The organism is Burkholderia diffusa (assembly GCF_001718315.1).
Classification (GTDB): domain Bacteria; phylum Pseudomonadota; class Gammaproteobacteria; order Burkholderiales; family Burkholderiaceae; genus Burkholderia; species Burkholderia diffusa_B.
Genome location: NZ_CP013362.1, coordinates 1,973,824 through 1,995,799, shown reverse-complemented (window position 1 = coordinate 1,995,799; position 21,976 = coordinate 1,973,824). Strand labels below are relative to the sequence as shown.

The window sequence follows — 21,976 nt, the reverse complement described above, 5'->3', positions numbered from 1 at the left end:
GGCAGGCCGTGGCCGTGTGTCGCGCTTGAGGCATGTGCGGAGCCACCGCGGCGATTCCGGCGCATGCCGCGCCGTCGCGACACTGGCGCGGCACCGATTGCACCCGCGCGGGCGCGACTCAGTCGTCGCGTTCTACCGCGTTCGCGACGACCTTGTCGAGCAGTCGCTCGAACGTCTGGCGCTCGCTGTCGGACAGGCACGCGAGCAGGCCGTCATTCCACTTGCGCACGATCGGCATGATCTTGCGATGCAGCGCGCGGCCGTCGCCGGTCAGCGCGATCAGCACGATCCGGCCGTCTTCGTCGCTCGCGCTGCGCTGGAGCAGCCCCTGGCGCAAGAGCGCTTCCGCCGCGCGGCTCGCCTGGCTCTTGTCGAGGTTGGTATGGCGCGCGAGATCCATGATCGAAAACGGACCGAAGGCGCCGACGGCGGCGATCACGCGCGCTTCGGGAAGCGAGATGTCCAGCTTGTGCCGGTACACCTCGGCGATCCCGCGGTCGGATCGCTTCGTGAGCGCATGGAGGCGGTAGGTCAGAAACTGATCGAGCCCGGCTTGGCGGCCTTTCATGTCGAATCCTGAAGAAAAAGGGCGGGCCCGATTGTTCCTGTATCGCGCGCTCGGGTCAACGGTCAGTGTGCGCCGTACTTCAGCCGTGTCAACTGTTCGGCTTCGTTCGCGAGCAGGTTCGCCGCATCGCGGATCGCCGCGTCGAGCGTGATCGGGCCAGGCGCGGGCGAGAAGCAGCCGGAAAAGTATTCGGAAAGGCGTGGCAGCGCGGCCGGGTCGACGGCGCCCGACAGCAGCGACGCGGGCACGCCCGCCGCTTGCGCATGACGGCAGGCGATGAACGGTGCCTTGCCATGCAGTGTCTGCACGTCGGAGCGGCCTTCGCCGGTGATCAGCCAGTCGGCGCCTGCGAGTGCGGCATCGAGCCCGATCTGGCGCGCGACGACTTCCGCGCCGGCTTCGAACTGCGCGCCAAGCATGTGCAGCGCGAATCCGAGGCCTCCTGCGGCGCCAGCGCCGGCCAGATCGCGGCCATGCCGGTCGAGTGCTGCCTCGAGCAGGTCGGCGAAACGACCGAGCGCGGCATCGAGGGTCGCAACCTGCTCGTGCGTCACGCCCTTTTGCGGACCGAAAACGGCGGTCGCGCCGTGCGCGCCCGTCAGCGGGTTGTCGACGTCGGACATGCCGATGAATTCCGCTTCCTTCAGGCGCGGATCGAGCCCTGACGCGTCGATCCGCGCGATATCGGCGAGCCGCGCCGGGACGGGTTCGATCGGCTGGCCGGCCGCGTCGAAGCACTGCAGGCCGAGGCCCGCGAGCAACCCCGCGCCGGCGTCGTTGGTGCTGCTGCCGCCCAGCGCGACGAAAAAGCGGCGCACGCCTTCGTCGAGCAGCGTACGGATCGCCTCGCCCATGCCGCGCGTGCTGCGCGCGTCGACCGGCACACTCATGCCGATCGGGTCGGTGATCCCGACGATTTCGGCCGTCTCGATGATCGCGGTGCGCGCGTCGATCACGCCGACCGCCGCATCGCGTGCCGCGAGCGACGCGCCGGCCACCCGCAGCGCGCGCCGCGCGCCACCGCCCGCCAGCATTGCATCGAGCGTGCCTTCGCCGCCGTCGGCCATCGGGCAGCAGCGCACGACCGCGTCGGGACGGGCACGGCGGATGCCGGTGGCGATCGCATCCGCCACCTGCTCGGCGGAAAGCGAGCCTTTGAACGAATCGGGCGCGATGACGACGACAGGCGCGGACGGGTGTTGCGGCATGGTGTCTCCGGAAGGCGTGATTGGTATGAAAAATGGCGGCCGCGACTACGGCGCACCCTCAATCGGAGCTTACAGGATGGCGGGGTCGCGGGGGATATGCCGTTCGGCATAGCGGCGATCCGCACGCATCGCCGTACAGGCGCGCGCGCGGCATGGTCGGTCCGCGTCGTTGTCGTGCCGATCTGGCGGTGCGAGGAAAATTGTTTGCTAGAATAGTCGATTCTTCCGGCCAAAGCCGTGCTCCGAGCCGCTTGCGCTAGCCATCCGGCGCGTGCAGGGATGGCGTGGCGCTCCGGCGCGGCGTGGGCATGCGATGCACCTCACGCTGCAGGCAGGCACGGCAAGGAAAACCCGATTCGCTCGAATAATTTTAGGACGATTGAAGCCATGGCTAACGTTGTTGAGAACCTCGGCAAGCTTGAACGCCGCGTGACGATTTCCCTGCCGAAGGACACCGTGCAGAAGGAAATCGACGCCCGTATCCAGAAACTCGCGAAGAACGTTCGCATGCCGGGTTTCCGCCCGGGCAAGGTGCCGCTCAAGATGGTCGCCCAGCAGTACTCGGGTCAGGTCGAGGCGGAAGTGCTGAGCGACAAGATCGGCCAGGAATTCTTCACGATCAGCCGCGCGGAGAACCTGCGCGTCGCCGGTCAGCCGAGCTTCGAGCCGAAGCAGGAGCAGGCTGAGGATGCATACGCGTTCGACGCGACGTTCGAGGTTTACCCGGAAGTGAAGATCGGCGATCTGGCCACGGCCGAAGTCGAGCGCTCGACGACGTCGATCGGCGACGCCGAAATCGACCGCACGCTGGAAATCCTGCGCAAGCAGCGCGTGCACTTCCACGCGCGCGGCGAAGCCGGCGAGCACGGCGACGGCGGTGCGGACACCGCAGCGAAGAACGGCGACCGCGTGACGGTCGATTTCGTCGGCAAGATCGACGACGTCGCATTCCAGGGCGGCACGGCTGAAGACTTCCCGTTCGTGCTCGGCGAAGGCCGCATGCTGCCGGAATTCGAAACGGCTGCGCTGGGCCTGAAGGTCGGCGAACAGCGTACGTTCGACCTGAAGTTCCCGGACGACTACCACGGCAAGGACGTGGCGGGCAAGACGGCGCAATTCACGGTCACGATGAAGAAGATCGAGTGGCCGCACATGCCGGAAATCGACGCGGAATTCGCGAAGTCGCTCGGCATCGAAGACGGCGACCTGACGAAGATGCGCGCCGAAATCAAGGAAAACCTCGAGCGCGAAGCGAAGCGCCGCACGCAAGCCATCGTCAAGAACCAGGTGATGGACGCGCTGTTGAAAATTTCCGAACTCGACGTGCCGAAGGCGCTGATCGAGCAGGATCAGCAACGCCTCGTTGAAATGGCTCGCCAGGATCTGGCGCAGCGCGGCGTGCCGAACGCGAAGGACGCACCGATCCCGGCCGAGATGTTCGCCGAGCAGGCAGAGCGTCGCGTGAAGCTGGGCCTCGTGCTGGCCGAGCTCGTGAAGTCGAACGGCCTCGAAGCGAAGCCGGAGCAGATCCGCGCGGAAGTCGACGAGTTCGCGAAGAGCTACGAAGACCCGAAGGAAGTGGTCCGCTGGTATTATTCGAACCAGCAGCGCCTCGCCGAGATGGAAGCGTTCGTCGTTGAAAGCAACGTCGTCGACTTCGTGCTGGGCAAGGCAAAGGTGACGGACAAGGAAGTGAGCTTCGAGGCACTCGCGAGCGCATCGGCGCAAGCGTAAGTGTCGCTCTAGCGGCGTGCCGGCTGTCGGAGCGACGGCCCGCACGCCGTTTTTACGTCAAGCGCACGGTTGCCATTAATATGGCGATTGAGCGGGCGGCTTCCCTCCGTTCAATTTTCCATTCGAACAAGGTTCATTGAATGATCACTCGCGCTGAATTGCTGGACATGCTTGCTTCGAACGCGCCGCAGGGTTTCGAGGCGCAAGCGCTGGGGCTGGTGCCGATCGTCGTCGAAACGAGCGGCCGCGGCGAGCGTTCGTACGATATCTATTCGCGTCTCCTGAAGGAGCGTCTGGTGTTCATGGTCGGCGAAGTGAACGACCAGACCGCCAACCTCGTGGTCGCGCAATTGCTGTTTCTCGAGAGCGAGAATCCCGACAAGGACATCAGCCTCTACATCAACAGCCCGGGCGGCTCGGTGTCGGCCGGGATGGCGATCTACGACACGATGCAGTTCATCAAGCCGGACGTGTCGACCCTCTGCATGGGCCTCGCGGCCAGCATGGGTGCGTTCCTGCTCGCGTCGGGCGCGAAGGGCAAGCGTTTCGCGCTGCCGAACTCGCGCGTGATGATTCACCAGCCGCTCGGTGGCGCGCGCGGCCAGGCGTCCGACATCGAGATCCAGGCACGCGAAATCCTTTACCTGAAGGAACGGTTGAACAACCTGCTCGCGCAGCATACGGGCCAGGACGTCGAGCGCATCGCGCGCGACACCGACCGTGATAACTTCATGTCGAGCGAGGACGCGAAGGCGTACGGGCTGATCGATCAGGTGCTGCTGAAGCGCCCGTAAGCTTAAGTGGGGTGCCGCCCCGATTCGGGCGGCGCCGTCGCAATGTCCCGAGTGCCCTGAGCATCTGCGGCAAGCGCATCCAGCCGGCTCCGGTCGCGCCCTAGGCGCGGCGTTCGGAGCATTCGGCGTATCATGTCATTTACCTGTCCGGAGGCTCTACATTCATGGCGGACAAAAAAGGTTCGAACAGCGAGAAGCTGTTGTATTGCTCGTTTTGCGGGAAGAGCCAGCATGAGGTGAAGAAACTCATTGCGGGCCCGTCGGTATTCATCTGCGATGAGTGCATCGACCTCTGCAACGAGATCATTCGCGACGAGGCGGCTGCCGCCGGCGTCGAGGCCAGCCTGTCCCGGTCGGATCTGCCGAGCCCGCAGGAAATTCGCGACATCCTCGATCAGTACGTGATCGGCCAGGAGCGCGCGAAGAAGATCCTCGCGGTGGCCGTGTACAACCACTACAAGCGCCTGAAGCATCTCGACAAGAAGGACGACGTCGAGCTGTCGAAGAGCAACATCCTGCTGATCGGCCCGACGGGCTCCGGCAAGACGCTGCTTGCGCAGACGCTCGCGCGGTTGCTGAACGTGCCGTTCGTGATCGCCGACGCGACGACGCTGACCGAAGCCGGCTATGTCGGCGAGGACGTCGAGAACATCATCCAGAAGCTGTTGCAGAACTGCAACTACGAGGTCGACAAGGCCCAGCGCGGGATCGTCTACATCGATGAAATCGACAAGATCAGCCGCAAGTCGGACAACCCGTCGATCACGCGCGACGTGTCGGGCGAGGGCGTCCAGCAGGCGCTGCTGAAGCTCGTCGAGGGCACGATGGCGTCGGTGCCGCCGCAGGGCGGGCGCAAGCACCCGAACCAGGATTTCATCCAGGTCGACACGACCAACATCCTGTTCATCTGCGGCGGTGCGTTCGACGGCCTCGAGAAGGTGATTACCGATCGCACGGAAAAGACGGGCATCGGCTTCGGCGCGACGGTCAAGAGCAAGCAGGAGCGCGACGCGGGCGAAGTGCTGCGCGAAACCGAACCGGAAGACCTCATCAAATTCGGTCTGATCCCCGAATTGATCGGCCGTCTGCCGGTGGTCGCGACGCTCGGCAAGCTCGATGAAGCCGCGTTGATGAAGATCCTCGTCGAGCCGAAGAATGCCCTCGTCAAGCAGTATCACAAGCTGTTCGCGATGGAGCGCGTCGAGCTGGAAATCCGGCCGGGCGCGCTGCAGGCAGTCGCCCGCAAGGCGATCCGCCGCAAGACCGGCGCGCGCGGTTTGCGTTCGATCATCGAACAGGCATTGCTCGACGTGATGTACGAGCTGCCGACGATGAAAGGGGTCAGCAAGGTCATCATCGACGAGAACGTCATCGATGGCGATGGCAAGCCTCTGCTGATCTACGAGGACACGCCGAAAGTGGCGGGTTCGAACTGACCGGCTTGCCGACGATGTTCTGCGAAAAAGGCCGTTCATGAGTCCGTGGGCGGCTTTTTTTCGTTTATCTTGTGGGTAACTCTGACTCGACACGCGGTGGTTACTTTCTTACCGAATATTTCCCGCACTTGAAGGCTTGCAATTCGTTGTGGCGGCCTCAATTACCGAACAATTGATTCCACTCATGGGGAAATGAAATGTCAGGCACCCAACTTCTCCCGCCGGAACGCATCACGCTCCCGCTGCTGCCGCTGCGGGATGTCGTCGTTTTCCCGCACATGGTCATTCCGCTCTTCGTCGGCCGGCCGAAATCGATCAAGGCCCTCGAAGCAGCGATGGAAGGCGGCAAGCACATCATGCTCGTCGCCCAGAAAACTGCGGCCAAGGACGAGCCGACCGAAAAGGACATGTACGAGGTCGGTTGTATCGCCAACATCCTGCAGATGCTGAAGCTGCCGGACGGCACCGTGAAGGTGCTCGTCGAGGGTCTGCAGCGTGCGAAGGCGTTGTCGATCGAAGAGCAGGAGACGCAGTTCTCCTGTGAAGTCATGCCGCTCGAGCCCGATCACGCCGACAGCGCGGAAACGGAAGCGCTGCGCCGCGCGATCGTGTCGCAGTTCGACCAGTACGTGAAGCTGAACAAGAAGATCCCGCCGGAGATTCTCACGTCGCTGTCGGGCATCGATGAAGCCGGTCGCCTCGCGGACATGATCGCCGAGCGCCTGCCGCTCAAGCTCGACCAGAAGCAGCACATCCTCGAGATGTTCCCGGTCATCGAGCGTCTCGAGCACCTGCTCGCGCAGCTCGAAGCCGAGATCGACATCCTGCAGGTCGAAAAGCGCATCCGCGGGCGCGTGAAGCGCCAGATGGAAAAGAGCCAGCGCGAGTACTACCTGAACGAACAGGTCAAGGCGATCCAGAAGGAACTGGGCGAAGGCGAAGAGGGTGCGGATCTCGAGGAGCTCGAGAAGCGCATCAACGCCGCGCGCATGCCGAAGGAAGCGAAGAAGAAGGCCGATGCCGAGCTCAAGAAGCTGAAGCTGATGTCGCCGATGTCGGCCGAAGCGACGGTCGTGCGCAACTACATCGACACGCTGATCGGCTTGCCGTGGCGCAAGAAGAGCAAGGTCAACAATGATCTGTCGAACGCCGAGCAGGTGCTCGACGAGGATCACTTCGGCCTCGAGAAGGTGAAGGAACGCATTCTCGAGTACCTCGCTGTGCAGCAGCGCGTGGACAAGGTGAAGGCGCCGATCCTGTGCCTCGTCGGGCCCCCGGGCGTCGGCAAGACCTCGCTCGGTCAGTCGATCGCTCGTGCGACGAACCGCAAGTTCGTCCGGATGGCGCTCGGCGGCGTGCGTGACGAAGCCGAGATCCGCGGTCACCGCCGTACGTACATCGGCTCGATGCCGGGCAAGATCCTGCAAAGCCTCGCGAAGGTCGGCGTGCGCAATCCGCTCTTCCTGCTCGACGAAGTCGACAAGATGGGCATGGATTTCCGCGGCGATCCGTCGTCGGCGCTGCTCGAAGTGCTCGATCCGGAACAGAACCACACGTTCGCCGACCACTACATCGAAGTCGATTTCGACCTGTCGGACGTGATGTTCGTCGCGACGTCGAACTCGCTGAACATCCCGCCGCCGCTGCTCGACCGGATGGAAGTGATTCGTCTGTCGGGTTACACGGAAGACGAGAAGGTCAGCATCGCGCAGCGCTATCTGCTGCCGAAGCAGAAGAAGAACAACGGCCTGAAGGACGGCGAGATCGAGGTCACCGAGCAAGCGATCCGCGACATCATCCGCTACTACACGCGCGAAGCCGGTGTGCGCTCGCTCGAGCGGGAAGTGTCGAAGATCTGCCGCAAGGTCGTGAAGATGCTGCTGCTGAAGAAGGCATCGGGAGCGATCAAGGTCGATGGCGAGAACCTCGATACGTTCCTCGGCGTGCGCAAGTACGACTTCGGCCTCGCGGCGAAGGAAAACCAGGTCGGTCAGGTGACGGGCCTCGCGTGGACGGAAGTCGGCGGCGATCTGCTGACGATCGAAGCCGCGGTGATGCCGGGTAAGGGCAACGTGATCCGCACCGGTTCGCTCGGCGACGTGATGAAGGAGTCGGTCGAGGCCGCGCGTTCGGTTGTGCGCTCGCGTTCGCGCCGTCTGGGTATCAAGGACGAGGCGTTCGAGAAGCAGGACATCCACATCCACGTGCCGGAAGGCGCGACGCCGAAGGACGGTCCGTCCGCCGGCGGTGCGATGACGACCGCGCTGGTGTCGGTGCTGACGGGCATTCCCGTGCGTGCCGATGTCGCGATGACGGGCGAGATCACGCTGCGTGGTGAAGTGCTGCCGATCGGCGGGCTGAAGGAAAAGCTGCTGGCTGCGCATCGCGGCGGCATCAAGCTCGTGCTGATTCCGGAAGAGAACGTGAAGGATCTCGCGGACATTCCGGACAACGTGAAGAACGCGATCGAGATCGTGCCGGTCCGCTGGATCGACAAGGTGCTGGAGCTCGCGCTCGAACGTACGCCGACCCCGCTGCCGCCGGAAGAAGAGGCGAAGGCTGCGGCACCGGTCGGCGAAGCGGCGAAGGATGCCGGCTCGACGGAAGTCGTGAAGCACTGAAAACCTGAACGCCGTCTCTGACGGTTGTTCACGAAACCCGCGGCGCGTCCGCGGGTTTTTTTATGTGCGTCGGCATTGAGTGTTGAGCCGCCATTAAAATTTTTTGCCAGCGGGCTTGGCAAAATGATCGGGGATGAATTAAACTTGCGGGCTCGCTGGTTGTTGATGCCGAAACGCAGATCGCAGCCAGAACGAATCGGAAACGGGTGCTTAGCTCAGCTGGTAGAGCGGCGCCCTTACAAGGCGTAGGTCGGGGGTTCGAACCCCTCAGCACCCACCAGTTTCCTGATTCAGCCAGACCAAGGAGCGGTAGTTCAGTCGGTTAGAATACCGGCCTGTCACGCCGGGGGTCGCGGGTTCGAGTCCCGTCCGCTCCGCCAGAAAATGAAAAAGCCCGCCTCGTGCGGGCTTTTTCATTCGCGTCGTCGGTTGCGCCCGTTCGTTGCGCACCTGCTTTTCTCCCGTGCCACCCCGTATGTTGTAATATCGGACGTTTTGTCCAATTTTCCCGTCACGCATGCTCGATTTCTTTCGTAATCACCAGCGCCTGATGATGGCGCTCCTGCTCCTGATCGTATTGCCGGGGCTGGGTTTCGTGGGGATCCAAGGTTTCCGCGGCTTCTTCGACGACAGCGCGAACGTCGCGGCGGTCAACGGGCACAAGATCACGCGGGTCGAATTCGACGGCGCGTTCCGCCAGCAGATCGACCAGGCGCGCCAGGCGCTCGGCGGGCAGTTCGACATCAAGGCGTTCGACACGCCTGAACATCGCAAGCAAGTGCTCGATGGCCTGATCCAGCAACGTGTGCTGGCCGACGAGACGCAGCGCCTGCACTTGACCGCATCCGACAACGCAGTGCGCGACGCGCTGATGAGCGACCCGATGATCGCGTCGCTGAAGAAACCCGACGGTACGATCGACGTCCAGCGCTATGCGCAATTGTTGTCGTTCCAGGGGATGACGCCCGAGCAGTACCAGGAACGCGTGCGCTACAGCCTCGCGTTGCAGCAGATTCCGGCGAGCATCGTGGCAAGCGCATTCACGCCGAAGGGTCCGGCACAACGGCTGTCGGAACTGGCGGCGCAGCAGCGTGAAGTGCAGGCGCTCGTGCTGAAGGCGAGCGACTATGCGGCGAAAGTGCAGCCGACCGACGCACAGCTCGCCGCGTACTACGACGCGCACAAGCAGAACTTCGCGACGCCGGAAACCGCGACGATCCAGTATCTCGTCTATTCGCCGGCGGCTGCTGCCGCGAGCGCGCAGCCGACCGATGCCGACATCAAGAAGTTCTACGACGACAACCCGACGCACTTCCGCTCGGAAGCGCAGGTGCGCGTGAGCCACATCTTCATCGCCGCGGCGAGCGACGCGAGCGCCGCCGACAAGGCGGCCGCGAAGGCGAAGGCCGAGCAACTGCTGGCCGACGTGAAGGCGCATCCCGACCAGTTCGCGCAGATCGCGCAGAAGAACTCGCAGGACGCGCCGTCGGCGGCGAAGGGCGGCGATCTGGGCTTCATCACGCGCGGCTCGACCGCGGGCGGCAAGGCGTTCGACGATGCCGCATTCGCGCTGAAGCAGGGCGACGTGAGCGGTGTCGTTCAATCGGATCTCGGCTTCCACATCCTGAAGGCAACGGAAGTGAAGCCGTCGGTGGTCAAGCCGTTCGCGGACGTGAAGGACCAGATCGCAGTCGACCTGAAGCAGCAGTACGCGGCGAAGGCGTTCTCGGACAACGCGGAAGGTTTTACGTCGACCGTCTATGAAAAGGCGAAGACGCTGCAGCCGGCCGCCGACAAGTACAAGCTGACGATCCAGACGGCCACCGTCACACCGGTGCCGAATCCGCAACTGCCGCCGACGAGCCCGCTGAACAATCCGAAGTTCCTCGCCGCCGTGTTCGCGAACGACTCGGTGAAGAACCGGAACAACACGCAGGCCATCGACGTGGGCAACAACACGCTGATCTCGGCGCGCGTGACCGACTACAAGCCGGCTGCCGTGCCGGCACTCGACACGATCAAGGATGCGGTGCGTCAGAAGGTCATCGCCGAGCAGGCCGCGGAACTCGCGAAGAAGGACGGCGCGGCGAAGCTGGCCGAGCTGCAGAAGTCGAAATCGGCGGATGGCTTCACGGCCGCTCAGAAGGTGTCGCGCACGCAGTCGCAGGGGCTGACGCCGGCGGCGCTGAGCGCCGTCTACAAGATCGATGCGAAGACGCTGCCGGCATACGTCGGCGTCGATCTCGGCGCGGACGGCTATGCGATCTATCGCGTAAATGCGGTGATCCCGGGTACGGCCGTCGATCCGCAACAGCTTGCGGCCGCGCAGCAGCAGATGGCGCAGGTCGAAGCGCAAAGCGAAGGCGAGGCGTATCTCGCCGCGCTGCGCGACCGCTCGAAGGTGAAGCTGTACGGCACCACGCAGAGCCAGTCGCAGGACGGCGGCAACTAAGCCACGACCAAGCCAAGCATGCGAAGCGCCGTTCACGGTTTCGCGTGCAGCAACAAGAAGCCCCGCTCGAAGCGGGGCTTTTTGCTTTCGCGTGACGAAGATGCGTCGCGAGATCAGCCGTGCGGCTTGCCGAGCAGCGGCTTCAGCGTCGGCCAGACGTTGTCGAGCAGGATGCCCTGTGCCTGCTGCGCGGGATGCATCTGATCCGACTGGAACATCTCCGGCTTGTTCTCGATGCCGGCCAGCAGGAACGGCACGAGCGGTACGCCGAGTTCCTTCGACAGGCGCGTATAGACTGCGTGGAATTTCTGCGTGTAGTCGGGCCCGTAGTTGGGTGGCACGTACATGCCTACCAGCACGACCTTCGCGCGCGCCTGCCGCGCATCGGCGATGATGTCGCGCAGGTTCTGTTCGGTCGTTGCGAGCGGCACGCCGCGCAGCGCATCGTTCGAGCCGAGCTCGACGACGACGATCGACGGCTTGAGCCGTCGCAGCACCGCAGGCAGCCGCGCGCGGCCGCCGCTCGTGGTGTCGCCGCTGACGCTTGCGTTCGCGACGCTATAATCGATCCGCTCGGTCGCAAGCCGTTGCCGCAGCAGCGCAACCCAGCCGGTGTCCCGCGGCAACCCGTATTCGGCCGACAGGCTGTCGCCGAGCACGACGAGCGCGGGCTGGCCCGATGTCGGGGCCGCCGCCGTCGCGGCGCGTGCGGGCACGTTTGCTGCGAGCAGGGTAGCCAGCAACGCGGCGAGCGCCGCGCGTCCTTTCCAGCGGAATGTCGTGTCCATGTTCAAGATTACCGATCCGATCATCGAAGTCCATGACGTGTGCAAGCGGGTCGCCGATGCAACGGGCGAGCTGACGATCCTCGACGGCATCACGTTCGCGGTGCGGCCTGGCAGCAGCCTCGCGATCGTCGGCGCATCGGGGTCGGGCAAATCGACGCTGCTCGGCCTGCTTGCGGGGTTGGACAGCGCGACGAGCGGGACGGTTCGCCTGCTCGGCCGCGCGCTCGACCAGCTCGACGAGGACGAGCGCGCCGCGCTGCGCAACGGCGCGGTCGGGTTCGTGTTCCAGTCGTTTCAGTTGATGCCGCACCTGACGGCACTCGAGAACGTGATGCTTCCGCTCGAACTGCAGGGCGGCATCAACGCGCGCGACGCGGCCGATCGGGCGCGCGCGCTGCTCGTGCAGGTCGGTCTCGGCGAGCGCACCGCGCATTATCCGAAGCTGCTGTCGGGCGGTGAGCAGCAGCGCGTCGCGCTCGCGCGCGCGTTCGTCACGCATCCCGCGATCCTGTTCGCCGACGAACCGACCGGCAGTCTCGATGCAGCCACGGGCCACGCCGTCATCGACCTGATGTTCGAACTGAACCGCACGCACGGCGCGACGCTCGTGCTCGTCACGCACGATGCCGAACTCGCGCGGCGCTGCACGACGACGGTCACCATCGACGCCGGGCGCATCGTCGCGCCGCACGCAGCATAGCGCGACGCCGAATTTCTTGCCGGCCGCAGCGGGCGCATTGCCCGGCGCGACCGGCATGTGCTCGACGCTGTCGCGTCAGCGCTTGAGTGCCGCACGCGCGCGCTCGATCAGCGCGGTCGTCGACGAATCGTGCTTCGCGGGATCGACCGATTCGGCCGACAGGTCGGCTTCGACGACCTTGCCGAGAATCTTGCCGAGCTCGACGCCCCACTGGTCGAACGGATTGATGTCCCACACCGTTGCCTGCACCAGCACCTTGTGCTCGTAGAGTGCGATCAGCGCGCCGAGCGTGCGCGGCGTCAGCGCATCCACCAGCAACGTCGTCGTCGGGCGATTGCCGGGGAACGTCAGGTGCGGCGCGAGTGCTTCCTTGCCGGGGCCGGCGACCTTGCGCGCTTCGTCGAGCGTGCGGCCGAGCATCAGCGCTTCACTCTGCGCGAAGCAGTTCGCGAGCAGCTTCGGGTGATGGCTCGCAAGCGGATGCTTGGGCGTCAGCACCGCGATGAAGTCGATCGGCACGATCGTCGGGCCCTGGTGCAGCATCTGGAAAAACGCGTGCTGGCCGTTGGTGCCCGGCTCGCCCCACGTGACGGCCGACGTCGGGTAGTCGACGAACGTGCCGTCCAGGCGTGCGGACTTGCCGTTGCTTTCCATCTCGAGCTGTTGCAGGTACGACGGCAGGTAGTGCAATGCTTCCGAATACGGTGCGACGAGATAGCTCTGCGAGCCGAAGAAGTTGCGGTACCAGATGCCGATCAGGCCCAGCAGCACCGGCAGGTTGCGGTCGAGCGGCGCTTCGCGGAAATGGCGGTCCATGTCGTTCGCGCCGGCGAGCAGTTCGTCGAACTGCTCGGGCCCGATCGCGATCATGATCGAAAGGCCCACCGCCGACCACAGCGAATAGCGGCCGCCGACCCAGTCCCACATTTCGAACACGTTGTCGGCGGAGATGCCGAACTTCACGACTTCGGCCGGGTTCGCCGACACGCCGACGAAGTGCTTCGCGAGCGCGTCCTCGGGGCAGCCGCGCGCGATGAACCAGTCGCGCAGCGAGCGGGCGTTCGTCATCGTCTCGAGCGTCGTGAAGGTCTTCGACACGATGATCGCGAGCGTTTCCTCCGGGTCGACCTGTTCGAGCACGCGCGCGAGATCGGCGCCGTCGACGTTCGACACGAAGTGGGTCGAAATGTCGGGCGTCGCGACATGGTGCAGCGCGTGAGTGACCATCTTCGGTCCGAGATCCGAGCCGCCGATGCCGATATTGATCACATGGCGGATGCGTTTGCCGGTGTAGCCGGTCCACGCGCCGCTGCGCACGGCGCGCGCGAAGGTCGCCATCTTCGCGCGCTCGGCGCTGACCTGCGCATGGAACGGCGCGTGCGGGTCGGTCGCGCGCAATGCGGTGTGCAGCGCGGCGCGGCCTTCGGTCGGGTTGACGATGTCGCCGGCGAACATCGCGTCGCGGCGCGCCTCGACACCCGCTTCGCGTGCGAGCTGCACGAGCAGGCGCAGCGTGTCGTCGTTGATGCGGTTCTTCGAGAAGTCGGCCGCGAGGCCGCCGCCGGGGACCGTGAAGCGTTCGGCGCGGGTCGGCGCGCGGTCGTTTTCCGGCGCGAACCAGTCGCGCATCCGCGCGTGGCGGATCTGTTCGAAGTGGGATTGAAGGGCAGTCCAGGCGGGGAGCGAATTCAGCGTCATGGCGGTTCGAGTGAAGCGTGAATCGGGAGGAATGCCGCGCCGGCGCATCGGATCGGAACGCCGGCGGACGAGCGGGCCCGCCGTGCGGCGGGGCACCCAGTATAGCGGCGTTATATGTCGGCGCGCGCCGCCGGGTAAAAAAGGCGATTGATCAGCGTGCGCACCATCGGTGCGAGTTCGCCAGCGGTGAGGCCGGCCGGACCCGTGCCGTTCGCGGTCAGCGTGTCGGCCGCGAGGCCGTGCAGGTATACGCCCGCGAGCGTGGCTTCGTACGGTGCGACGCGCTGCGCGAGCAACGCGCCGATCAGGCCGCCGAGCACGTCGCCGGTGCCGCCGGTGGCGAGCGCTGCATTGCCGGTCGGGTTGATCGTCACGCGGCCGTCGGGCGCCGCAATCACCGTGCCCGAACCCTTCAGCACGACGATGCTTGCGTAGCGCGAGGCAAGCGCCTGGGCCGCAGCCAGCCGGTCGTGCTGCACCGTCGCGGTATCGCTGCCGAGCAGCCGCGCTGCCTCAAGCGGATGCGGCGTCAGCACGCACGCGTCGCCTCGTGCGGCGCGCGCGGCAACGGCGGCCGCGAGGTCGGCGTGCGTCGCGACGAGGTTCAGCGCGTCGGCGTCGAGCAGCGTCGCGGCGTCGTGCGCGAGTACGTCGCGCACGAGGGCAACCGCGGCCTCGCGCGCGCCGAGGCCGCAGCCTGCCGCGATCGCGGACATCGCATCGAGATCGAGGCTGTCCGCAGGATGCAGCATCAGTTCGGGAAACGGCGGGTCGTACGGCGGCGCGCCGGCACCGAGAAAGCCGACATGCACCTTGCCGGCGCCCGCGAACAGCGCGGCACGCGCGGCGAGGATCGGTGCGCCGCACATGCCGGTATCGCCGCCGAGCACCGCCAGGCTGCCGAACGTGCCCTTGTGCGAAGCGAACGCGCGGGCGGGCAGCGCGGCCGCGAACCGTGCCGGCGCGTTCAGCACGACGGCTGGCGCGGCGGGCGGTGCGACGTCGAGCGACGCGATGTCGATCTCGCCGGCGAGGTCGCGACCGTCGCCGGTATAAAGGCCGGGCTTCGCGCCGATGAACGTGAGCGTGTGCGTCGCGGTGACTGCGACGCCCGCGCCGACGATCCGGCCCGTGTCGCTGTCGAGCCCGCTCGGTACGTCGAGCGCGAGCACGCGGCCGCCGCTTCGGGCATGGGCTGCGATGCGTGCGGCCTGAGCGGCGAACGGTCCGTCGAGTGCGCGAGTGAGGCCGATGCCGAACAGCCCGTCGACGACCCACGCGTAATCGCCGAGCGAGGCGGGCGGTTCGGCCGACAGCGGCACGCCCGCCGCGCGCGCGAGGCCAAGCGCCCATTGCGCATCGTCCGGCTTGACCGGCACCGGCATCCAGGCCTGCGTCGCGACGCCGAGCTGTTGCAACTGTGCGGCGGCCACCAGCGCGTCGCCGCCGTTGTTGCCGGGGCCGACCGCGAACCAGACCGGGCGGTCGTCGCCGGCCACCCGTTCGGACAGCCAGCGCGCGGCGGCGGCGCCCGCGCGGCCCATCAGCGTGTGCGGCGGCAGTTCGGCGATCGCGGCGGCCTCGGCCGCGCGCAGGTCGGCGACGCGCAGCAGCGCGAGCGGGGCGGAGTCGGGAAGCGGGCGGGGATTCGTCATCGCGGGGTCATGGCGGCGGGAGGAAGCCGCCCCGGGACGGGCCCGTGGCGGTCAGGTCGTGAAGCGCGCGGCGCTCAGCGCGGCGAGCGTGTCGGCGGGCCACTGCTGCGTGTTGCCGCTCAGACAGTCGGTCACCACTTTAGCAGACCCGCACGCGAGACCCCAACCGGCCGGGCCATGGCCGAAATTGACGAACACGCGCGGATGCGGGGTCGGACCGACGACCGGCAGGCCGTCCGGGGACAGCAGTTGCGTGCCTTGCCACGACAGCGCGGCGGAAATCTTCGCGGCGCCCGGCACCCAGTCATGGACGGCCTGGCCGAGCAGCGCCAGCGCGGCCTCGGACAGCGGCTCGGGGAGCGGTTTCGCGGTGTCTGCGAGGCTCTGCAGCACGGCGCCGCCGCCGATGCGCAACCGCTGGTGGGTGCGCGTGATCGAGATGCGCTTGATCGAGTCGACGACGCTCAGGTGCGGCGCATGTTCTTCGTACGCAACGGGGGCGGTCAGCGTATGCGCGCGCACCGGATGCAGCGGCACTCGCCAGCCGAGCCGCTCCAGCAGCGGCAGGCTGCCGGCGCCCGCGGCGACCACGATCGCGTCGGCCGACATCACGTCGACCTCGTGCGCCTTCGCCGCGTGCCTGCCGCCGGCGGGCGTGAGCTCGATCGCGGCGCGGCCGGCGTCGACGCGGATCGCGGCGACGTCCGCGCTGAAGCGGAACTGCACGCCGTGCTCGTCGAGCGTCTGCTTGACCAGTTTCGCGAACAGCGGGCAGTTCCCGGTGCGCTCGCCCTCGAGCAGCACGCCGCCGGCAAAGCCGGGCTCGGCCGGCACCGACGGTTCCAGCGCCGCGCATTCGTCGGCCGTGAGCACGCGGTACGGCTGGTCGAGCGTACGCAGCAGGTCGAGTGCCGGTTGCAGCGCTTCCCAGTCGCGCGGGTCGCGCACGACGTGCAGGATCCCGGGTTTCTGCTCGAATTCGAGCTGCAAGCGCGCCTCGATGTCGGCGAGCGACTCGCGCGACGCGTCGATCAGCGGGCGCAGCCGCGCATATTGCGCGGCGAAGGCGTCGGGCTCGCGCAACGCGGCGAGCTGCTTGACGAAGCGGCGTACGCCGCCGTTGAAGCCGGGCTTGTAGACGATGCCGGTGTCGCGCGGCTGGCGCTGGCGCATGAAGGTCGGGCCGAACCAGACGTCGAGCGGGCTCGGCAGCAGCGTGCCGCCGTCGCCGTAGGTCGCGCCCTGCGCGACGGTCGCGTGGCGTTCGACCACGCACACGCGATGGCCGGCCGCGCGCAGCTGGTAGGCGGTGGCGACGCCGCTGATTCCGCCGCCGATGACGATGACATCCATGGATTGCTTCGATGACGGGTGGCATGCATGCCGCCCGGTGAGGATTCGCTGACGGGCTCCCGGCCCGGTGAATCGGCAATGATAGCGCCAAAATCGCGCGAACCGGCGTCGCGCGACCCCATCCGATTCGGCCATCGTGCGCTCGCCGGCTGCCGCGGCCGCACAGGGCGGCCAGACAGGCGGCTGTGCGCGGCGGATGCCGGTGCACCGTCGCGGTGCGTGACGGGTGCCGATCAGCCGGTCTGGGACGACTGACTTCCGGTTATAATTACGGCCTTCCTTTCGCCCCACGTCGCCACCTCGCGCGACTCATCGACGTCAGTCCAGCCCATGGCTCACTTCTCGTGTTTTCCCGGCGCTTCGGCCCTCTCCGATTTCCGTCAAACCCGTCTGCTCGACACGCTCAGGCAAATCGACGCCAACATCGTCGCGGTGCGCGGCCAGTTCCTGCACTTCGTCAATGCGTCCGAGCCGCTGTCGGCCGACGACAGCGCACGCATCGACGCGCTGATGCACTACGGCGCGCCGTTCGAGCCGGCGGCCGAGAAGGGCACGGCCGAGACCTTCGTCGTGCTGCCGCGCTTCGGCACGGTTTCGCCGTGGGCGAGCAAGGCCACCGACATCGCGCAGCACTGCGGCCTCACGCAAGTGCGCCGCATCGAGCGTGGCGTCGAATTCACGGTCACGCTGAAGTCGGGCCTGCTCGGCGGCAAGAAGGCGCTGTCCGACGAGGCGCGCGCAGCCGTCGCGGCCGCGCTGCATGACCGGATGACCGAAAGCGTGGTTGCCGCGCGCGACGACGCGAAGCACCTGTTCGACGAACTGCCGGCCAAGCCGCTCGCGACAGTCGACGTGTTGGGCGTCGGCCGCGCCGCGCTCGAGCGCGCGAACGTCGAACTGGGCCTCGCGCTCGCCGACGACGAAATTGACTATCTGGTCGACGCATTCCGCAAACTCGAACGCAACCCGACCGACGTCGAGCTGATGATGTTCGCGCAGGCGAACAGCGAGCATTGCCGCCACAAGATCTTCAACGCGCAGTGGACCATCGACGGTGAAGCGCAGGACATGTCGCTGTTCGCGATGATCCGCAACACCGAGAAGCTGAGCCCGCAAGGCACGATCGTCGCGTATTCGGACAACTCGTCGATCATGATGGGCGCCGAAGCCGAGCGCTGGTTTCCGCGCAACGCGGGCGCGGCCGGCGAGCCGGGCGAACGCTACGGTCGTCACACCGAGCTCACCCATACGCTGATGAAGGTCGAGACGCACAACCACCCGACGGCGATCTCGCCGTTCCCGGGCGCGGCGACCGGCGCGGGCGGCGAGATCCGCGACGAAGGCGCGACGGGCCGCGGTGCGCGTCCGAAGGCCGGCCTCACGGGCTTCACCGTGTCGAACCTCGATCTGCCGGACGCGCGCCAGGCGTGGGAAAACGCGCGCGACGCGGCTCAGCCGCTCGGCGAGCGCAACCCGAACGATGCGCACGGCCCGTACGGCCGCCCGGACCGCATCGCGTCGCCGCTGCAGATCATGATCGACGGCCCGCTCGGCGGCGCCGCGTTCAACAACGAATTCGGCCGTCCGAACCTCGGCGGCTACTTCCGCGTGTACGAGCAGAACGTGGGCGGCCAGGTGCGCGGCTATCACAAGCCGATCATGATCGCGGGCGGCCTCGGCAACATCGCGGATCAACACACGCACAAGCACGACGTGCCGGCCGGTTCCCTGCTGATCCAGATCGGCGGCCCGGGCATGCGGATCGGCATGGGCGGCGGCGCGGCGAGCTCGATGGCGACCGGCGCGAACACGGCCGAACTCGATTTCGACTCGGTGCAGCGCGGCAACCCGGAAATCGAGCGGCGCGCGCAGGAAGTGATCAACGGCTGCTGGCAGCTCGGCGCGGAAAACCCGATCCTGAGCATCCACGACGTCGGGGCGGGCGGCCTGTCTAACGCGTTCCCCGAAATCGTCGACGGCGCGGGCAAGGGCGCGCGCTTCGAACTGCGCAAGGTCGCGCTCGAGGAATCGGGCCTGTCGCCTCGCGAAATCTGGTCGAACGAGGCGCAGGAGCGCTACGTGCTGGCGATCGCGCCGGCCGACCTGCCGCGCTTCGAGGCGATCTGCGCACGCGAGCGCTGCCCGTTCGCGGTGGTTGGCGTCGCGACCGATGAGCGCCAGCTGCAGCTCGTCGACGACGAAGCCACCGGTATCGAGGAATTCCCCGTCGACATGCCGATGGAAGTGCTGCTCGGCAAGCCGCCGCGCATGCACCGCGACGTCACGCGCGTGACGACCGAGCGCGCGCCGGTCGACGTGACGGGCATCGCGCTGTCGGAAGTCGCGGTCGACGTGCTGAAGCATCCGACGGTCGGCAGCAAGTCGTTCCTGATCACGATCGGCGACCGTTCGGTCGGCGGCACGTCGGTGCGCGACCAGATGGTCGGCCCGTGGCAGGTGCCGGTGGCCGACTGCGCGGTGACTGCGCTCGACTACGCGGGCTTCAAGGGTGAGGCGATGACGATGGCCGAGCGCACGCCGCTTGCGGTGATCGACGCGCCGGCATCGGGCCGCATGGCCGTCGGCGAGGCGATCACGAACATCGCGAGCGCGCCGATCGCGTCGCTCGACAAGCTGAAGCTGTCGGCGAACTGGATGGCCGCGTGCGGCACGGCCGGCGAGGATGCCGCACTGTTCGACACGGTCAAGGCGATCGGCATGGAGCTGTGCCCGGCGCTCGGGATCGGCATCCCGGTCGGCAAGGATTCGCTGTCGATGAAGACCAAGTGGGACGAGCAGGGCGTCGCGAAGGAAGTGGTGTCGCCGGTGTCGCTCATCATCTCCGCGTTCGCACCGGTCGAGGACGTGCGCCGCCACCTGACGCCGCAACTGCGCCGCATCGCCGACGCGGGCGACAGCGTGCTGATCGCGATCGATCTCGGCCGCGGCAAGAACCGGATGGGCGGCAGCATTTTCGCGCAGGTTACGCAGCAGGTCGGTGACGCGACGCCGGACGTCGACGATCCTGAAGACCTCAAGCGCTTCTTCAACGCGATCCAGTCGCTCAATGCGCAAGACAAGCTGCTCGCGTACCACGACCGCTCGGACGGCGGCCTGTGGGCAGCGGTGTGCGAAATGGCGTTCGCGGGTCACGCGGGCGTGTCGCTGAACGTCGACATGCTGACGCTCGACCCGAATCACGAATCGGACTACGGCGACGCGAAGGACTGGGCGAAGCAGACGAGCGGCCGGCGCGAGGATCGCACGCTGCGCGCGCTGTTCTCGGAAGAACTTGGCGCCGTCGTGCAGGTGCGTGCGGCCGATCGCGACGCGGTGCTCGGCGCGCTGCGCGAGTTCGGCCTGTCGGCATGCTCGCACGTGATCGGCACGGTCAACGATCGCGACGTGATCGAGGTGTACCGCGACGCGAAGAAGGTATTTGACGCGCCGCGCGCGGAACTTCATCGCGCGTGGGGCGAAGTGAGCTGGCGCATCGCACGCCTGCGCGATAACCCCGCTTGCGCGGACGCCGAGTACGACGCGCTGCTCGACGCGGCCGACCCTGGCATCTCGCCGGTGCTCACCTTCGATCCGGCCGAGGACATCGCCGCCCCGTTCATCGCGACGGGCGCGCGCCCGCGTGTCGCGATCCTGCGTGAGCAGGGCGTGAACTCGCATCTCGAAACGGCATATGCGTTCGACCGCGCGGGCTTCGACGCGCACGACGTGCACATGAGCGACCTGCTGGCCGGCCGCGCGACGCTCGCCGATTTCGCGGGCGCGGTGGCCTGCGGCGGCTTCTCGTACGGCGACGTGCTGGGTGCGGGCGAAGGCTGGGCGAAGACGATCCGCTTCAATGCGAATCTCGCCGACATGTTCTCGGCCTTCTTCGCGCGTCCCGACACGTTCGCGCTCGGCATCTGCAACGGTTGCCAGATGCTGTCGAGCCTCGCGTCAATGATTCCGGGTGCGCAAGCGTGGCCGAAGTTCACGCGCAACAAGTCCGAGCAGTTCGAGGCGCGCTTCTCGTTCGTCGAAGTGGAGAAGTCGCCGTCGATCTTCTTCGCGGGGATGGAAGGCTCGCGGATTCCGGTGGCGGTCGCGCACGGCGAAGGCTATGCGGACTTCTCGCAGCAGGGCGACATCGATCGCGTCGCGGTCGCAATGCGCTACATCGATCACCGCGGCGAAGCGACCGAGCGTTATCCGTTCAACCCGAACGGGTCGCCTGCCGGCATCACGTCGGTCACGACGGCCGACGGCCGCTTCACGGTGCTGATGCCGCACATGGAGCGCGTGCACCGCACGGTGACGATGAGCTGGCATCCGGAAGGCTGGGGTGAAGCGAGCCCGTGGATGCGCGTGTTCCGCAACGCACGCCGCTGGATCGGCTGATGTTCGATCCGCACGCACCGGTCGAGATCGTCACGCTGCGCGACGAACGCGCGAGCGACGTCGATGCGATCGGTCGCGTGATCGTGGCCGCGTTCGCGAGCGAGCCGCAGCACGGTCAGCTCGAACGGCGGATCGTCGATACGCTGCGCGCGGAGGGTATGCTCAGCGTGTCACTCGTCGCCGAGCGCGACGAGCGCGTGATCGGTCATGTCGCGTTCTCGCCTGTGTCGATCGGCGGCGAGCCGGCCGGCAGCCAGCAGTGGTACGGGCTCGCGCCGCTCGCGGTGCTGCCCGAATGCCAACGGCAGAGCATCGGCGCGGGGCTCGTGCGCACGGGGCTCGACGCATTGCGCCGGCTCGGTGCGCGCGGCTGCGTCGTGCTCGGCGATCCGGCGTATTACGCGCGTTTCGGCTTCGTGCAGTCCGGCGATCTGGTGTTCACGGATGCGCCGCCCGAGTATTTCCTCGCGCTGCCGCTCGACGAAGCCGCGCCGCGGCCGTCGGGCGAGGTCCGCTACCACGATGCGTTCCATCCGGCATAGCGGTTCGCCCCGCTGCCGGTACGCGATCCCGC

Annotated in this window: 14 protein-coding genes and 2 tRNA genes; 10 read left to right on the top strand and 6 right to left on the bottom strand. The window is 66.7% G+C overall.

Annotation, left to right across the window (positions count from 1 at the left end):
- Positions 1–118 precede the first annotated feature (118 nt).
- Together WI26_RS09175 and WI26_RS09170 are read right to left on the bottom strand one after the other, a co-directional pair.
- On the bottom strand, positions 119–568 hold the full coding sequence (locus WI26_RS09175; protein WP_059464321.1) for a MarR family winged helix-turn-helix transcriptional regulator: 450 nt from the start codon (positions 566–568) through the stop codon (positions 119–121).
- Between the two features lie 62 nt (positions 569–630).
- Complete coding sequence (locus WI26_RS09170; protein WP_069225791.1) at positions 631–1,776, bottom strand: glycerate kinase; 1,146 nt, start codon at positions 1,774–1,776, stop codon at positions 631–633.
- A 387-nt stretch (positions 1,777–2,163) separates the two neighbouring features.
- Here WI26_RS09170 and tig point away from each other — a divergent pair, with 387 nt between their 5' ends.
- The 7 genes from tig to WI26_RS09135 all read left to right on the top strand — a co-directional run bounded on the left by tig (position 2,164) and on the right by WI26_RS09135 (position 10,813).
- On the top strand, positions 2,164–3,510 hold the full coding sequence (gene tig / locus WI26_RS09165) for a trigger factor (RefSeq protein ID WP_069225790.1): 1,347 nt from the start codon (positions 2,164–2,166) through the stop codon (positions 3,508–3,510).
- A 140-nt stretch (positions 3,511–3,650) separates the two neighbouring features.
- Complete coding sequence (gene clpP, locus WI26_RS09160) at positions 3,651–4,304, top strand: ATP-dependent Clp endopeptidase proteolytic subunit ClpP (RefSeq protein ID WP_006496351.1); 654 nt, start codon at positions 3,651–3,653, stop codon at positions 4,302–4,304.
- 164 nt (positions 4,305–4,468) lie between these two features.
- A complete protein-coding gene (gene clpX, locus WI26_RS09155; RefSeq protein WP_006489345.1) occupies positions 4,469–5,740 on the top strand; it encodes an ATP-dependent Clp protease ATP-binding subunit ClpX in 1,272 nt (423 codons plus the stop codon).
- A 197-nt stretch (positions 5,741–5,937) separates the two neighbouring features.
- Complete coding sequence (lon, locus tag WI26_RS09150) at positions 5,938–8,361, top strand: endopeptidase La (protein WP_044843675.1); 2,424 nt, start codon at positions 5,938–5,940, stop codon at positions 8,359–8,361.
- Positions 8,362–8,565: 204 nt separating this feature from the next.
- Positions 8,566–8,641, top strand: a tRNA-Val gene (locus WI26_RS09145).
- Between the two features lie 23 nt (positions 8,642–8,664).
- Positions 8,665–8,741, top strand: a tRNA-Asp gene (locus tag WI26_RS09140).
- A gap of 137 nt (positions 8,742–8,878) precedes the next feature.
- Complete coding sequence (locus WI26_RS09135) at positions 8,879–10,813, top strand: SurA N-terminal domain-containing protein (protein WP_069225789.1); 1,935 nt, start codon at positions 8,879–8,881, stop codon at positions 10,811–10,813.
- A gap of 113 nt (positions 10,814–10,926) precedes the next feature.
- Here the strand turns inward: WI26_RS09135 and WI26_RS09130 are convergent, their stop codons facing one another.
- Positions 10,927–11,601, bottom strand: coding sequence for an arylesterase (locus tag WI26_RS09130; RefSeq protein WP_059511116.1), 675 nt, complete (start codon positions 11,599–11,601; stop codon positions 10,927–10,929).
- Between WI26_RS09130 and WI26_RS09125 the strand changes: the two genes are divergently transcribed.
- Positions 11,600–12,301, top strand: a complete 702-nt coding sequence (locus WI26_RS09125; protein WP_059464326.1) for an ABC transporter ATP-binding protein — start codon at positions 11,600–11,602, stop codon at positions 12,299–12,301. The genes WI26_RS09130 and WI26_RS09125 overlap by 2 nt on opposite strands.
- A 75-nt stretch (positions 12,302–12,376) precedes the next feature.
- On the opposite strand, the gene pgi is transcribed toward WI26_RS09125, so the two are convergent.
- From pgi to WI26_RS09110, 3 genes are all read right to left on the bottom strand, one after another.
- Positions 12,377–13,999 carry a glucose-6-phosphate isomerase gene (pgi, locus tag WI26_RS09120; protein WP_069225788.1) on the bottom strand — a complete coding sequence of 541 codons (1,623 nt, stop codon included), beginning with the start codon at positions 13,997–13,999 and terminating at the stop codon, positions 12,377–12,379.
- Positions 14,000–14,109: 110 nt separating this feature from the next.
- Complete coding sequence (locus tag WI26_RS09115) at positions 14,110–15,654, bottom strand: NAD(P)H-hydrate dehydratase (RefSeq protein ID WP_069225787.1); 1,545 nt, start codon at positions 15,652–15,654, stop codon at positions 14,110–14,112.
- A gap of 51 nt (positions 15,655–15,705) precedes the next feature.
- Entirely contained in the window at positions 15,706–17,007 is a 1,302-nt protein-coding gene (locus WI26_RS09110) for an FAD-dependent oxidoreductase (protein WP_069225786.1), read from the bottom strand.
- Between the two features lie 330 nt (positions 17,008–17,337).
- Between WI26_RS09110 and purL the strand changes: the two genes are divergently transcribed.
- Together purL and WI26_RS09100 are read left to right on the top strand one after the other, a co-directional pair.
- Positions 17,338–21,402 (top strand): phosphoribosylformylglycinamidine synthase, encoded by a 4,065-nt coding sequence (purL, locus tag WI26_RS09105; protein ID WP_069225785.1) that lies wholly within the window; start codon positions 17,338–17,340, stop codon positions 21,400–21,402.
- Positions 21,402–21,944: a GNAT family N-acetyltransferase gene (locus WI26_RS09100; RefSeq protein ID WP_069226391.1), complete on the top strand. Its 543-nt coding sequence runs from the start codon at positions 21,402–21,404 to the stop codon at positions 21,942–21,944. Before purL ends, WI26_RS09100 begins: the two co-directional genes overlap by 1 nt.
- The last annotated feature ends 32 nt before the right edge of the window (positions 21,945–21,976 follow it).